The 14,711-nt window shown below is 68.3% G+C and carries 13 protein-coding genes and 1 riboswitch; of the genes, 8 read left to right on the top strand and 5 right to left on the bottom strand.

The genetic code is table 11. The annotated features are described in order from the left end of the window. Nucleotides 1-136 precede the first annotated feature (136 nt). Together FGL25_RS17665 and FGL25_RS17660 are read right to left on the bottom strand one after the other, a co-directional pair. Complete coding sequence (locus tag FGL25_RS17665; protein ID WP_252970178.1) at nt 137-1,036, bottom strand: AraC family transcriptional regulator; 900 nt, start codon at nt 1,034-1,036, stop codon at nt 137-139. Between the two features lie 69 nt (nt 1,037-1,105). Further along, entirely contained in the window at nt 1,106-1,432 is a 327-nt protein-coding gene (locus tag FGL25_RS17660; RefSeq protein ID WP_252970177.1) for a hypothetical protein, read from the bottom strand. 149 nt (nt 1,433-1,581) lie between these two features. On the opposite strand from FGL25_RS17660, the gene FGL25_RS17655 reads away from it, so the two are divergent. The 4 genes from FGL25_RS17655 (at nt 1,582) to FGL25_RS12785 (ending at nt 5,936) form a co-directional block, all read left to right on the top strand. Beyond that, on the top strand, nt 1,582-1,845 hold the full coding sequence (locus FGL25_RS17655) for a hypothetical protein (RefSeq protein ID WP_252970176.1): 264 nt from the start codon (nt 1,582-1,584) through the stop codon (nt 1,843-1,845). 269 nt (nt 1,846-2,114) lie between these two features. Further along, nucleotides 2,115-3,125, top strand: a complete 1,011-nt coding sequence (gene dusA / locus FGL25_RS12795; protein WP_128720711.1) for a tRNA dihydrouridine(20/20a) synthase DusA — start codon at nt 2,115-2,117, stop codon at nt 3,123-3,125. A 67-nt stretch (nt 3,126-3,192) separates the two neighbouring features. Beyond that, nucleotides 3,193-4,014 carry a sulfite exporter TauE/SafE family protein gene (locus FGL25_RS12790; RefSeq protein ID WP_003163761.1) on the top strand — a complete coding sequence of 274 codons (822 nt, stop codon included), beginning with the start codon at nt 3,193-3,195 and terminating at the stop codon, nt 4,012-4,014. A 98-nt stretch (nt 4,015-4,112) separates the two neighbouring features. After that, the gene (locus FGL25_RS12785) at nt 4,113-5,936 is read left to right on the top strand and encodes a methyl-accepting chemotaxis protein (RefSeq protein WP_138141900.1); all 1,824 of its coding nucleotides are present in this window, start codon (nt 4,113-4,115) and stop codon (nt 5,934-5,936) included. 49 nt (nt 5,937-5,985) lie between these two features. Here FGL25_RS12785 and metB read toward each other — a convergent pair whose 3' ends face one another. Both metB and metX read right to left on the bottom strand, forming a co-directional pair. Then, a complete protein-coding gene (gene metB, locus FGL25_RS12780) occupies nt 5,986-7,164 on the bottom strand; it encodes a cystathionine gamma-synthase (protein WP_138141899.1) in 1,179 nt (392 codons plus the stop codon). After that, a complete protein-coding gene (gene metX, locus FGL25_RS12775; RefSeq protein WP_138141898.1) occupies nt 7,161-8,270 on the bottom strand; it encodes a homoserine O-succinyltransferase MetX in 1,110 nt (369 codons plus the stop codon). Before metX ends, metB begins: the two co-directional genes overlap by 4 nt. A 76-nt stretch (nt 8,271-8,346) precedes the next feature. Next, a riboswitch (SAM riboswitch) is annotated at nt 8,347-8,473 on the bottom strand. Nucleotides 8,474-8,926: 453 nt separating this feature from the next. On the opposite strand from metX, the gene FGL25_RS12770 reads away from it, so the two are divergent. From FGL25_RS12770 to FGL25_RS12760, 3 genes are read left to right on the top strand one after another with little or no spacing between them, the layout of a single operon-like run. Continuing rightward, nucleotides 8,927-10,663 (top strand): amino acid kinase family protein, encoded by a 1,737-nt coding sequence (locus tag FGL25_RS12770; RefSeq protein WP_138141897.1) that lies wholly within the window; start codon nt 8,927-8,929, stop codon nt 10,661-10,663. A gap of 2 nt (nt 10,664-10,665) precedes the next feature. Further along, on the top strand, nt 10,666-11,628 hold the full coding sequence (locus FGL25_RS12765; RefSeq protein WP_088411148.1) for a homoserine kinase: 963 nt from the start codon (nt 10,666-10,668) through the stop codon (nt 11,626-11,628). 39 nt (nt 11,629-11,667) lie between these two features. Continuing rightward, nucleotides 11,668-12,144, top strand: a complete 477-nt coding sequence (locus FGL25_RS12760) for a hypothetical protein (protein ID WP_138141896.1) — start codon at nt 11,668-11,670, stop codon at nt 12,142-12,144. Nucleotides 12,145-12,164: 20 nt separating this feature from the next. Here FGL25_RS12760 and thrC read toward each other — a convergent pair whose 3' ends face one another. Continuing rightward, nucleotides 12,165-13,553, bottom strand: a complete 1,389-nt coding sequence (gene thrC, locus FGL25_RS12755; RefSeq protein WP_138141895.1) for a threonine synthase — start codon at nt 13,551-13,553, stop codon at nt 12,165-12,167. A 177-nt stretch (nt 13,554-13,730) separates the two neighbouring features. Here thrC and FGL25_RS12750 point away from each other — a divergent pair, with 177 nt between their 5' ends. Beyond that, nucleotides 13,731-14,675, top strand: coding sequence for a retropepsin-like aspartic protease (locus FGL25_RS12750; protein ID WP_167493348.1), 945 nt, complete (start codon nt 13,731-13,733; stop codon nt 14,673-14,675). Nucleotides 14,676-14,711: the final 36 nt, after the last annotated feature.

Genomic DNA, 14,711 nt, shown 5'->3' with positions numbered 1-14,711 from the left:
GCGCGGCGTTTCGGAAGATTTGACCTGGTCCCGGCCGAGCTCCGGCCACGGCAGGTCGTCTCGCCTGGGACGACAGGTCGAGTGTGATCAGCGGCGCGCGCCCCGGCCCGGCGGTCCTGCCTTGGCGCCTGGCCCCTCAGTGAAGGCGCGATCTGGTTCGACGAAAGGCGGTGGGCGGGACGCCGAAGCGCGCCTTGAAGAGGCGGGAGAAGTGAGAGAGGCTGGCGAAGCCGACGGCGTAGGCGATTTGAGCGACCTGATCCTCGCTGCGTAGAAGCCGATGCTGGGCGTTGAGAAGGCGCAGTTCCATCATGACCGCATTGAAGGTCGTGCCTTCATCCGCGCAGGTCTGGTAGATTGTGCGCGGTGAACACTTGAGGCCTGCCGCGGCGTTCCGAGCCGATAGTCCGGGCCTATCGATGTTGCGGACGATGAATTGCATGATGCGTCCTATCCTCCCAGCCACCCGTGGCATGGGCGCATGGTCTTCGGCGCGGGCGCTGAGCGCGGTCTTGAGGAGGCCGGCGAGCATTTCCGTGCCCTGCGCCTCGGCGTCTCCTGCGCCTTCTTCGGCCAGAACGGCCTCGGCCAGGGCGGTGATGACGCCGGAGGCGAAATAGCTGCGGCTGATCCTCAGGTCTGGTGTGACGGCGAACCGGTCGAGAAAGCGGTCGATGGCCCACCAGGCAGGGAGGTCGAAGATCAGGGCCTGGAGGCGGTCCGGCGAATGGAGCGAAACCGGGAGCCAGCCGCAACAGACGAAGATGTCTCCCGCCGAGAGCGGCGTACTCCGCCCCCACTGCCGAACCTCCAGTTCGCCCTTTTGGAGGAAGACGACCTGGACACCCCTTTGGCGGCCCTCACCTTCGCCTCTGAGGGCGCAGTCGAAACGACCGCAGGAGAGGGCGTGACAGACGGCGACGTCCCGCTTGACGGTGCTGAGGCGCCAATCGGGTCCATATCTGTGCGCTGGCGTGATGCAATGAGGTGAAGAGCCTCGGGACGCAGGTGGGTGTAGCGTCGAAGCATCTTCCAATCCTTGTGGCCAGTGACCAGCGCGACCTGGGGGATTTGAAATACTGCCTCGAACAAGCGGCTAGTCCCTTCATGGCGAAGGTCGTGACAGGTCCGCTATTCCCAGAGCTTTGCAGGCTCGGGTGAACGCCGTGCCCGCTGATCGGTGATTAAAGGGGAAAATGCGCAGGTCCGTGTTTTTGCGGGAGGGGCGCTGTCCCTCTATCAGCGCGACGGGATCGAAACCGGAGACGGAGAGGAGCGGGATGCGCTGGTCGTTCCCCGTTTTCTCACGAGGGTCTTTCCGGTCGCGAATGGTCAGCATCTTGGTCCGGGCTGTGTAGTCATCCCAGACGACTTTGAAGATCTCTTCCTGGCGCATCGCCGTAGCGATCGCGAACCGAATGACGGTTCCCATTGGCGAGGCTTCTCGTCGAAGTGGCTGATCAAGCGTTCCAGTTCTTCTTCGCTGGGGCGGCGATCTCGCTCGACGCCCTTGCCAATCAAACCAAGGCGCTTGAGGGCGAGGCGGGCCATATCAACAGCCTCAACTGAGACAGCCAGGCCGTGAACCGCTGCGGCATGGGAGAGGATGAGCTTGATCGCGCCGATGTCGATGCTCAGCGTCATGGGGCCGGCGCATTCGGTGGCGCGGCTCCGACCGAAGTCGATGAACAGTTGTCGATCCAGTTGGGCGATCTTTTTCCCGCCCAGGCGTGTCTTCAGCATCTTGAGCGTCGCCGCCTTCGATCGCCTGGGCGCCTTCCCGACGGACTTCATGTCTTCGATGTGCAGGTCGATAAGTTCGCCAAACGTGCGAAGCCGCGCTGATCGTGATGGGGTAGGGACCTCGCCACGATCAATCCGCCCCTCAGCTTCGGTGGCCCATCGGCGGGCGTCATCGCGTTTGAGGAAGGTCTGGCTTATATAGCGCCCCTTCCGTCTCACCTGGGCCCGCCACGTTCCTGACGGGAGTTTCGAGTAGGTCGCCATTTCGTGCACGCTCTGGGTGCGTGAGGTGTCGAGACTCGGGCAAACGTCGCAACACGTCGCAAGTTCGAGTGCACACGTCGCCTTCCAACATTTTGATCTTAATGAAAATGCTGACAAATCAAGATCGTAGGTTGTCCGTGGCCCCGATGATGGACTGGACCGACCGCAATTGCCGGGCGTTTCACCGCGCCCTGAGCACGCGCGCCCTGCTCTATACGGAGATGGTGACGGCCCCGGCGGTGATCCACGGCGACCGCGACCGCCTGCTGGGCTTTGACGCGGTGGAGCATCCTGTGGCGCTGCAACTGGGCGGGTCGGACCCGGCCCAATTGGCCGAGGCGGCGAAGATCGGCGAGGCCTATGGCTATGACGAGATCAATCTGAACGTCGGCTGCCCTTCGGATCGGGTGCAGTCGGGCAAGTTCGGCGCCTGCCTGATGCGCGAGCCTGAACTGGTGGCCGACTGCATGGCGGCGATCAAGGAGGCGGTCAGTGTTCCGGCCACCGTCAAATGTCGCATCGGCGTGGACGATCAAGACCCTGAGATCAGCCTGTTCGCCACGGTCGACGCCTCGGCCGCCGTCGGCATCGACAGCTTCATCATTCACGCGCGCAAGGCGTGGCTGAAGGGACTGTCGCCCAAGGAGAACCGCGACGTGCCGCCGCTGGACTATGCGCTGGTGCGACGGCTGAAGCGCGAGCGGCCGCATCTGTCCATCAGCATCAACGGCGGCATCGGCGATCTGGATCAGGCTGAGGCGCATCTGAGGGCCGACGACGGCGTGCAGCTGGACGGCGTCATGCTGGGCCGCGCCGCCTATCATGAGCCCGCCCTGATGGGGCAGGTCGATCGGCGCATCTTCGGCGAGACGACGCCGGACGTGGATGTGTTCGAGGCGCTTGAGCGTTACCGACCCTATATGGCCGCGCGGCTGGAGGAGGGGGCGAACCTGGCCGGCATGACCCGGCACATGCTGGGCCTGATGCACGGCCGGGCGGGGGCGCGCGCCTTCCGCCGCATCCTGACGGTCGAGGGCGTGAAGCCCGGCGCGGGGCTGGAGGTCGTCGATCGCGCGGTCGAAGCCGTGCGCGAGGCCGAGGCGCGCAAGGCGGCCTGACCGCTCGCCTCCGCTCATCTCGGCGAAGGGGCTGACGGCGCGACGGCGGACGGCTAAGCCATGGCTCATGACCCTGCCCCTGTCCGAACTCGCCCTGATGCTCGCCGCCCTGGTCGGGGCGGGGGCGGTCGCGGGGGTGATCGGCGGCCTGTTCGGCGTGGGCGGCGGGACGGTTCTGGTGCCGGCGCTGTTCTACGCCTTCTCAGTGCTGGGCGTGGGGGGCGAGAGCAATCTGCACGTCGCCATCGGCACCTCGCTGCTGACCATCGTCGCCACTTCGCTGCGTTCGCTGGCGACGCACCGCGCGCATGGGGCGGTGGACGAGCAGGTGTTGAAGACCTGGACGCCCTGGGTGGCGTTCGGCGGTCTGATCGGGGCGGCGGTCGCGGGCTTCACCTCCATGGAGGGGCTGGCGATCGTCTATGGCGTCTGCCTGCTGCTGATCGCGGCGCAGATGGGGCTGCTGCCCGAACGGTTCACCTTGCGAAAGGATATGCCGACCGGCTGGGGGCGGCGCGGCGTGGGCACGGGCATCGGCCTGCTGTCGGCCATGATGGGCGTCGGGGGCGGCAGTTTCGGCGGCATGACCATGACCCTGTGCGGGCGGCCGATCCATCAGGCGGTGGCGACGGCCTCGGGCTTCGGCCTGGCCATCGGCGCGGCGGCGGCTCTGGGATTCGCCGTCTTCGGCTGGGACGCGCCGGGGCGGCCGCCGCTGTCGCTGGGCTACGTCAATGTGCCGGCGGCGGTGATCATGGGGCTGTTGACGGCGTTGACGGCGCCCTATGGCGCGCGGCTGGCGCATCGGCTGGATCGGAAGATGCTGCGCCGGGCCTTTGCGGTCTATCTGCTGCTGACGGCCCTGTCGGTGGTGCTGAAGGCGCTGTGACCACGATTAAGTAGATGCCCGCAGGCGGGCGCTAACACTTTGTCGAACAAGCGCGGGCTAGGAGCGAGGCTGAACCTCTCTCCCCGAGCCTTAGAGTCATGTTGCAGAACCTGTCGGTCCCCAAGAAGCTGATCCTGTCCTTCATGGCGGTGATCGCGGCGTGCGGGGCGGCGACCCTGATCGTCCTGTGGTGCGTGGCGTCCCTGCAGCGCGCCGATGCGGCGGACACGGCCTCGCGCGAGGTGATGAAGGCGTCGGACCGCCTGATGGCCGCCGCCGTAGAGCAGCAGAACGCCATGCGCGGCTATGTCGCCAGCCGCGATCCCGGCTTCATCGAGTCCTTCAACCAGGGCGGCGCCGACGTGAAGTCGCGGATGGCGGACCTGGCTGCGTCCGATGTCGAGGGCGCCTACGCCGCCGAGCAGACGGCGCTGATCGCCGCCACGGCCGACTTCGAGAAGAGCGCGGAAGGCGTCATGGCCCTGGCGCGCGACCCGGCGACGCATCAGGAGGCCCTGGCTCAACTGGCCACGGCGGCGCGCCTGTCGGACATTCGCCAGGCGGTCGGTTCGATCCGCGAGAAGGAGGCCGTTCACGCCCAGGCTCGCGCCGAGGCCAAGGCCTTCGCCTTCACTGAGGCCTATGTCGCCTTTGCTGTGGGCGGGGTGCTGGCCCTGGGCATCGCCGTGGGCGCGGCCCTGTGGCTGATCGGGGCGTTGAGCCGCCCTGTCGAGGCCATGACGCGCGCCATGACCCGTCTGGCCGGCGGCGATCTGAACGTCGCCATTCCGGCGATCGGCCGTCGCGACGAGATCGGCCGCATGGCCGACGCCGTCCTGACCTTCAAACAGAACGCCGAGGAGAAGGTGCGCTTGGAAGCCGAGGCCGAGGCCGCCCGCGCCGCCGCCGAGGTCGAACGCCAGGCCCAGGCCGAACGCGACGCCGAGGCCGCCCGCCAGCAGGCGCGCGTGGTCGAGGGCGTGGCCAAGGGGCTGGACCGGTTGTCGCACGGCCAACTGGCCTTCCGCCTCAATGATCCGTTCGCGCCTGAGTATGAGGGGCTGCGCGCCGACTTCAACGCGGCGATGGACAAGCTGCAGGGCGTGATGCGGGTGATCGTCGAGCGCGCCGCCGCCATCGGCGCCAGCGCCCGTGAGATCTCACAGGCGTCCGACGACCTGTCGCGCCGCACCGAACAGCAGGCCGCCAGCCTGGAAGAAACCGCCGCCGCCCTGGAGCAGATCACCGCCACCGTAGCCCGTTCGGCCGAAGGGGCGATTGAGGCGGGCGGCGTGGTTCGCGGCGCTCAGTCTGAAGCCGTCGAAGGACAGGCCGTGGTGGGTCGCGCCATCGCCGCCATGGGCGAGATCGAACGCTCTTCCTCCGAGATCGGCGCCATCATCGGCGTGATCGACGAGATCGCCTTCCAGACCAACCTGCTGGCGCTGAACGCGGGCGTCGAGGCGGCGCGGGCGGGCGACGCGGGGCGCGGCTTCGCCGTTGTGGCGTCGGAGGTTCGCGCCCTGGCTCAGCGTTCGGCCTCGGCCGCCAAGGAGATCAAGACCCTGATCACCGAGTCGGGTCGTCAGGTCGGCGTGGGCGTGGCCCTGGTCGGCGACACCGGCCATGCGCTGGAACGGATCGCCGGTCAGATCCAGCGCCTGACGGTCATCGCCGAAGAGATCGCCGCTTCCTCGCACGAGCAGTCCAGCGGCCTGCAGCAGGTCAACATCGCCGTGAACCAGATGGATCAGGTGACGCAGCAGAATGCGGCCATGGTCGAGGAATCGACCGCCGCCAGCCACGCCCTGGCCTCCGACGCGGTCGAGTTGGACCGCATGATGGGTCAGTTCGCTCTGGACGATGCGCGCGACCTGGATGCGCGCGGACGGATGGAAGCCCTGGCGCGAGCCGTGGCTTAAGCGAGGAATTCTCCCTCCCGATCATGGGAGGGAGAAGCGCGCCTCGCGCTTACGCGGCCGCCTTCAGCGTCACCGCGTCCAGGGCCTGGGTCAGGTCGGCCAGGATGTCGTCCTGATCCTCCAGCCCGACTGACAGGCGCAGCAGGCCGTCGGTGATGCCGGCCGTCACGCGGGCCTCGGGCGTCATGGCGGCGTGGGTCATGGTGGCCGGGTGGGCGACCAGGCTTTCGACGCCGCCCAGGGATTCCGCCAGGGTGAAGACCTCCAGCCGTTCGATCACCTGGCGCACCGCCTCGGTCCCGCCGTTCAGTTCGAAGCTGAGCATGGCGCCCGGCCCCGACTGTTGCCGCGCAGCCAGGTCGTGGCCAGGGTGGCTGGTCAGGCCCGGATAGTGGACGGCCTTGACCGCCGGGTGCAGCTCCAGCACCGCCGCGACCAGGCCGGCCGTCGCCTGCTGGCGCTCGATGCGGGTGAACAGGGTCCGCAGGCCGCGCAGGGTCTGATAGGCGTCGAACGGCGAGCCGGTGACGCCCAGACAGTTGGCCCACCAGGCCAGCTTTTCATGATCGGCCGGATCTGCCGCGACCACGGCGCCGCCGACCACGTCGGAATGGCCGTTGATGTATTTGGTGGTCGAGTGGACCACGATGTCGGCGCCCAGCTCCAGCGGCCGTTGCAGGGCGGGCGACAGGAAGGTGTTGTCGCACGCCACCTTGGCCCCCGCGGCATGGGCGCGGCGACAGACCTCGGCGATGTCGGTGACGCGCAGAAGGGGGTTGGACGGCGTCTCGACCAGCACCAGCTTGCACCCGTCGGCCAGGGCGGCGTCCAGGGCGGGGCCGTCGTTCTGATCGACGAAGGCGACGCGGAAGTGGCCCTTTTTCGCGCGGGCGGTCAGCAGGCGGTGGGTGCCGCCGTAACAGTCATGGGGGGCGATCAGCAGGTCGTCCGGCTCCAGCAGGCTGAGCGGCAGGTCGACCGCCGCCATGCCGGTGGCGGTGATGACGGCGCCGGCGCCGCCTTCCAGCTCGGCCAGGGTCTCGGCCAGCACGTCGCGGGTCGGATTGCCCGAGCGCGAATAGTCGTATTTGCGCGGCTGGCCGAAGGCGGCGAAGGAGTAGTTGGACGACAGATACAGCGCCGGCATGACCGCGCCGTGAGCCGTGTCCGTATCGACGCCCGAGCGGGCGGCGATGGTGCGGGGATCGGCGGGACGGGCGCGGCTCATTGGTCGATGTCCTTCAGTACGGAGGTGAGGATGTCGGCGACCAGCTTGTCTTCCTTCAGGAAGGCGTCGTGGCCGTAGACGGAGGCGTGTTGTTCAAAGCGCCAGAGGTTGGGCAGGCGGTCGGCCAGCTCCCTCATGTCCTCGATCGGACACAGGCGGTCGGTGGTGAAGCCGATCAGGGTGACGGGGGCGCTGATGGCCTCGGGCTCGACGCGGTGGCGGTCGATGGAGTCCGACAGGCTGAGCCAGCGCGAGGGGGTGGTGCGGTCGCGATAGGCCCGGCCGCGCGCCTGCAGATAGTCGCACACCGGATAGGCCTGGCCCGCATGGCTGGGGGCTTCGGAATCGAAGCGGTCGCCGAACTCTTCCTGGGTGCGGTAGGTGGTCATGGCCAGTTCGCGCGCCAGACCGACGGCCTGATCGATGCGGCCGGTTTCAAGACCCAGTTGCAGGATGCGGCGCTGGATGCCGCGCCAGGCCGTGGCCAGCGGGTGCGGGCGGTGGGCGGCGGACACCACCACCAGCTGCTCGGCCCAGTCGGGAAACAGCTCGCCGAAGGCCAGGGCGATCATGCCGCCGTAGGAACAGCCGATGAAGGCGGCGACCTTCTCGACGCCCAGATGGTCCAGCAGCAGGGCCAGCAGCCGCGCCTGATCCTGGGTGGTGATGGTCAGCGGGGTCTTGGCGTCCTTGACGCCTTCGCCGAATTCCGGCGCGAAATCAAAGGCCAGGACGCGGAAACGGGTCAGGTCGATCGGGGCGCGCACGCCCACGGCGCCGGACCACCAGCCCAGCCCCTTGGTCTCGGTGCGGTGGACGTAGCGGTCGGCCGAGATGCCGCCCGCGACCACGATCAGCGGGGCGTTGGCCTTGCCGTGCAGGCGGCCGATGACTCGCTTCTGGGTCAGGGTTCCGCCGAAATCCAGTTCGAAGTCGTCGGGGATCGCAACCGCGACGTCATGGGCGCCGTCGCGCTGAAGCAGTTCCGACGGACGGCGCGCGGCCCGGGCGCCGATCTGGGCGCAGCCCTTGGGCGCAGGCGCAGCGACGGAGGCCTTACAGGAAGGCTCTTCGGTGGTTTCGGTGGAAATCAGGGCCAAGGTCATCGCATCACTCAAAGGTTCGGCTCACCGGCGAAACCCATGCGTGACAGACCTGTGGCGCGTCGCCTTATCGACGCTCCACCCATCTCTCGCGGTCCATTCAGGCAAGCCCGAAGAACCCCGCAGGAGTTGGCACCGTTTCGGGCGGAACCCGATGGTTGCCCCGGCGTCAAAGGGCCTAATCCCTCAGCCGGTCTTGATGAGTGAGCTTACGGTGCGGTTGCGAAGAGCGCCGGTCAAGCGAAAAATTTCACCCCATTTCGTCGCTGGTGGCACATGTAGGTGGCGAAAACGGCGTCCTGAGACGATGTTGCGAAAAATTCTTTCGAGACGGGGTTGACGCGGCGCGGCGCCCTGGCTCACCCTAAGGCACGATTTTCAACCGGACGCCGCCTGTGCCTTACCGCCTCGCCAGCATGAAGACGACCCTGATCGCCGCCTCGGCGACGGGCCTCTTCGCGTCCATGATTACCACCACCGGTACCACCACCATGCCCTTGCGGGCGGGGACCGGATGATGCGCGCCGTCTAGGCGAGAAAACGCAGAAAACCGATCACCCGCCCGGACCTCCGGGCGGGTTTTTTATTGGCCCGAACCCACCTCGATCACCCCCGACCCTCCCGAAATCCTCCCATACCCAGCCTTCAGGAAACCGCCCATGCCCGCCTCTCTCGCCCTCGTCGCCGATCAGTCGAAACCGGTCGAAGCCCTCGCTTCCGCCGCCGAAGTGGTGGTGCTGAAGTTCGGCTCCTCGGTCCTGCGCGACGCGTCCCAGGCCCCTGCGGTCGCCAGCGAAATCTACGGCCACGTCCGCGCCGGCCGTAAGGTTGTGGCGGTGGTCTCGGCCCTGGCCGGACAGACGGATCAGCTGCTGGCCGACGCCCGCAGCCTGGGTCTGGATCACGAGAACGAGCTGTTGCCCGCCTATGTCGTGCTGGGCGAGGAAAAAGCCGCCGCCCTGGTCGCTGTCGCCTGCGACCGGGTGGGGCTGGACGCGGTGGGTTTGTCGGTGCGCGAACTGGGCATCGTCGCCGAAGGCCCGGCCCAGCACGCTCGCCCCGTGTCGCTGAAGGGCGAGCGTCTGCATCAGGCCCTGGCCGAGCATGAGGTGGTGGTGGTGCCGGGCTTCGGCGCGGTGCGCGCGAACGGCCGGACAGCCCTGCTGGGGCGCGGCGGATCGGACCTGACTGCGGTGGTTCTGGCCGCTGAACTGGGCCTGAAGCGGGTGCGTCTGGTGAAGGACGTCGACGGCCTCTACGACCGCGATCCGGCCTCGGAAACGGGCACGCCGCTGCGCTATCGCCGGGCCAGCTGGGACACGGCGCGTCAGGTCGGCGGCGCCCTGGTCCAGCACGATGCGATCGACCTGGCCGAGGCGCGCGGCGTCGATATCGAGGTCGCCGCCCTGGGCCGCGCCGAGGGCACGATCGTCGGCGAACGCGGGGCGCCTCCGGGCCCAGTGCAGGCGGCGGCGCCGTTGAAGGTCGCCGTGGCCGGCTGCGGGGTCGTGGGCGGCGGCCTGCTCAGCCGCCTGCTGCCGGACGACCGCTTTGAAGTGGTCGGCGTCCTGGTGCGCAACCCGTTGAAAAAGCGCGACGTCTCGGCGCCCGCCGAACTGTTCACCAATGACGTCGAAGCCCTGCTGGCCAAGAAGCCGGATCTGGTGCTGGAGGCCCTGTCCGAGGGCGAGGCGGGCCACGCCCTGATCCGCCGTGCGCTGGAGGCGGGCTGCGACGTGGTCAGCGCTAACAAACAGGCGGTCGCCCGTGATCCCAAGGGGCTTCAGGCCCTGGCCGACGCCAACGGCTGTCGCGTCGCCTGGTCGGCCTCGGTCGGCGGCGGCTCGCCGATGATTGAGACGCTGCGCGCCGCCCGCGCTGCCGGTCCGGTGGCCGGTTTCGAGGCGGTGCTGAACGGCACGGTCAACTTCATGCTGCAACGTCTGGGCGAGGGGGCGACCTTCTCGGACGCCCTGGCCGACGCGCGCGCCGCCGGCTTCGCCGAAGAAGATCCCTCGTCCGATCTGGAAGGCTTCGACGCCGCGGCCAAGGTCAAGCTGCTGTCGTTCGAGGCGTTCGGCCGCTCGCCCGACGATCTGCCGCGCGACGTGCTGGCGGCGGAGACGGTGCTGGGCGACCGCCCGGTGCGTCAGATCGGCGCCTGTTTCGAGCGCGACGGCGAACTGGACCCCTATGTGCGTCTTGACGGCGAACTGGAAGACGCGCTCTTCCTGTCGCTGAACGGAGAGCGCAACGCCTTGAAGGTCTATGGTCAGGACGGCCGGGTGTGGACGTGCAAGGGGCGCGGCGCCGGGCGCTGGGCCACGACCGAGAGCGTCCTGGCCGATGTGGCCGATGTCATGCGCGCCCGCCGCGCCGCTGCGGAGCTTGTCTAGTCATGGCCGTCTTCACGCCCGTCACGCCGCAACAGGCCGACGACTATCTCATGCGCTACCCTCTCGGCGGGCTGGTCGAACTGACCCCGATCGCCGAGGGGGTCGAGAACACCAACTATCGTCTGGTGACGGAGAAGGGCGCCTATGTCCTGACCCTGTTCGAGGGGCGGACCGAGGCCTCGGCCCTGCCGTTCTGCCTGGGCCTGACCGGGCGGTTGGCGACGCAGGGCTTTCCGACGCCCGCGCCCGTCGCGGATCATCGAGGCCAGGTGATCGGCCGTCTGAACGATCGCGCGGCCGCCATCGTCGAATGGACGCCCGGCGCCTGGAAGCGCCAGCCGACGGACAAGGATCAGTATCGCGCCGGTCAGGTGCTGGCCCTGCTGCATCTGGACGCGGCCGACTATGACGGCGTGCGCGAGAACCCGGTCGGGCCGCGCGCCTGGGCGGACCTGGCCGCGCGCTGCGATACGGTGGCCAGAGGCGAGGACCGCCGGATGCTGGAGCAGATGCAGCGCCTGCTGCCCGATCTGGCCCGGCCGTGGAGCGACCCTTCGCTGCCGCGCGGGCCGATCCACGCCGACTACTTTCCCGACAACGTCCTGTTCGCGACCAACGAGCATGGGGCGACGGATGTGGGCGGGGTGATCGACTTCTATTTCGCCTGCGTCGACGTGCTGGCCTATGACCTCGCCATCGCGCTGAGCGCCTGGGGGTTCGACGCCGAGGGGCGGCCCATGCCCTCTGCCCTGCGCGCCTTCCAGAAGGGCTATGAGTCGGTGCGGCCTCTGTCGGACGCCGAGCGCCAGGCCCTGCCGGAACTCGGCGCGGCGGCGGCGGTGCGCTTCACCCTGACGCGTCTGCACGACCGCCTGTTCCACGACCCTTCCAACCTGGTCACGCCCAAGGATCCGGCGCCCTTCTTCCGGCGGCTGGACTACTGGAAGGCGGCGGAGCCGGCTTAGGCGCATCGGAGAGCGTATCGGCTAGACAGGCGCGAGCTGATGTTGGCGTATTCGTGGTTTCCAGCCAAGGGTATCACGATGGTCTGCTTTCGCCTGCCTCTAGTGGTTTTGTTTGTCGGAGCGAATCTCGCTTCGACGGCCTCCTTGGCGTCTTCAATATCCTTACAGGACGTGTCGGCGGCCCATATCCTGCAACTTCTTGATCTTACTTCGTTCCAGAACTCGACGGGGCCGTCGCGAGAGGCTGGCCGTAGACGCCCACGCGATTGGTCCTTCACGCAGATGAACGTTGCAGATGGTGTCGCAACGCTGGAGCGGCCGAATGATTGGGCATTGAGTTTGCGCATCATCCGAATAACGCCAGACGGCGTCATCGCTTGTTTTCAGGATCGCGCCCTGAATGGCGGATCATACGCGACCCAGTCGGCGCTTCGAGTTGTCGGCGACAGCTTGGCCGGATACCGCGTTGCCGAAGAGGGGCTTGTCGAACCGACCTGTTCGACGCTGCCCGGCTAAGGCTGAAACTGGACTGTTTCTTACCCGGCGAACCCCTTCACCGCCGCCAGGGCCGCTTCGGGCGTGTTCTCGATCACCGTCAGGCGCTCCGGCCGGTCGCCGAGGGCGCGGATGACGGGGGCCGGTTCCGGCTCGACGCCGATGACGTCGGAGACGAAGGCGCCGAACTTGGAGGGATGGGCGGTGGACAGGGCGACGATGGGCGCGCCGTTGCGGTCCAGCCGGCGCGCAGCGGCCAGGGCCACGGCCGTGTGCGGACAGACGACGCGGCCCCAGGCGGCGTGGGCGTGGGCGATTTCGGCCTTGGTCGTCGCCTCGTCGACCGAGACGGCCGAGACCTCGGCGCGCAGGGCGGCCAGCAGGTCGGAGGACAGGGCGACAGACCCCTCGCGGGCGAAGGTCTCGAATACGGCGCGGGTCGTCTCGGCGTCGCGGCCGGAGGCTTCATAGACCAGCCGTTCAAAATTGGACGGCGCCTGCACGTCCATCGACACGCTGCCGCTCTCGACCGCCGGGCGGCGGGCGTAGACGCCGTCGTTGATGGCGCGGGCCAGGGCGTCGTTCTGGTTGACGGCGGCGACGAAGCCGGCGGCGGGCAGGCCCATCTTCTTGGCGGCGATCCCGGCGAAGGCGTCGCCGAAATTGCCGGTCGGCACCACGAAGGTCGCGGCCTGGCCCAGCTGGGCGGTGGCCGAGACGTAATAGGGAATCTGACCCGCCAGACGGCCCCAGTTGATCGAGTTGACCGAGGACAGGCGGCCCTGTTCGCGCAAGGATTCCTCGGCCAGCAGCCCCTTCACCAGACGCTGGCAGTCGTCGAAGTCGCCGCGCACGGCCAGGTTCAGGACGTTGTCGGCCTGGACCGTCGTCATCTGCTTGCGCTGCACCGGCGAGACGCGGTCCAGCGGGTGCAGGACGATCAGCTTGATGCGTTCGGCGCTCGCGAAGGCGCGCACGGCGGCGGCGCCGGTGTCGCCGCTGGTGGCGGTCAGCAGGGTCAGGGTCTCGCCCGTCGCGGCCAGGGCCTCGTCCGACAGGGCGGCGACCAACTGCATGGCAAGATCCTTGAACGCCGCCGTGGGGCCGTGGAACAGCTCCAGTACGAACAGGCCCGGCTCCAGCTCGACCAGGGGCGTCACCAGCGGATGGTCGAAGCCCTTGGTCAGGCGTTCCAGAGCGCGGTCCAGCGCGCCCGCAGGCAGGGCGTCGCCGATGAAGGGCGCCATCGCCGCCTTGGCGATCTCGGCGTAGCCGCGGCCGGGACGTGTCGCGTCGGCGGGCAGGGAGGGCCAGGCTTGCGGCATGTAGAGGCCGCCGTCCGGCGCGATGCCGCGCAACAGGGCGTCGCTGAAGCGGGTGGGAGCGGCGTCGCCGCGCGTCGAGATGTAGCGATCAGGGGAGGTCGTCATATCGGGGTCGTTTCTATCCGCGATCCAGCGCTTCGTCATGATTATTTTGCGCATGCGAAAGGAATTTTCGCGCGATGACGCAACAACCTGGCTCAGTCGACGACGGGCGTGCGCCTTGATCACGCGGCGCCGGAAAAGGGGCTGGCGTCGCGCGGCCGCCCGGTTCATGTCAGGCGAATGAACCGCCGTACCCTCCTCATTCGCGCCGGGGCCGTCGCCGCCGCCGTCGGCGGCGGGCTGTGGCTGAAAGATCATGTGCTGTGGCGGCGACCCAGCGTGACCTTCGGCGCCGACGGGACGAGCGGCTGGTTGGGTTTCGTCGCGCCACGGACCCTGTTGCCGACGGTGCGGGTGCGGCTGGCGGGGCGGGAGTTGACCGCCCTGATCGACAGCGGGGCGCAGTATTCGGTGATCGATCGACGGCTGGTGGCGGAGCTGGGGCTGGACGACCTCTTCGACATGCCGCTGATCGCCTATGGCGTGGACGGGCGCCCCCAGATGGGGCGAGGCGTGACGCTGGATCTTGCGGTAGGGACGGCGCGCGTGGGGCGTCTACGCGCGGGCATACTGGACCTGGGACCGTTGGGGGGCGACGAGGGATTGGGCGCGCCGCTGATCCTGGGCCAGGATCTGCTGATGGAGGCGGCGCTGGAGATGGACCTGCGTCGACGGCGGTTGCGGCTGCTCGACGAGGCCCGGACGGCGCTGGCGCCCGCCTACCGGCCCTTGCCCGTTCGGCGCTCGGGCACGGCTCTGATCGCCGAGGTCGTGGTCGAGGGCGCGCCAGTCAGGGCGGTGGTGGACACCGGCTCGTCTTCGCTTCTGGCGCTCAGCGACGAGGCGGCGCGGACCGCGGGCCTGCTGGACGGACGGCCCGAGGAGTCGGGGTCCAGCATCGTCCTGGGCGGGGTGGCCAGGACGCGGATGGTCCGGGCGCAAAGCGTGGCGCTGGGCGGCGAGGCGTGGCGCAATGTGGCGACCGCCGTCTATACCGACCGGGCGCTGCCCAACTACCCCGAGGCCCTGCTGGGCATGGAGGCTTTCGCCGGGCGGAACGTTATTTTGAACTTGGGCGACGGACGGCTGCACCTCGCGCCGTTGATGGATGTGACCATTGTTTAGTTTTGATAGGTTTCCATCTGAAAAATCCGTTTCATC

It is taken from the genome of Brevundimonas vancanneytii (assembly GCF_901421975.1).
GTDB lineage: Bacteria > Pseudomonadota > Alphaproteobacteria > Caulobacterales > Caulobacteraceae > Brevundimonas > Brevundimonas diminuta.
This window is presented reverse-complemented; position numbering and strand designations above follow the sequence as displayed.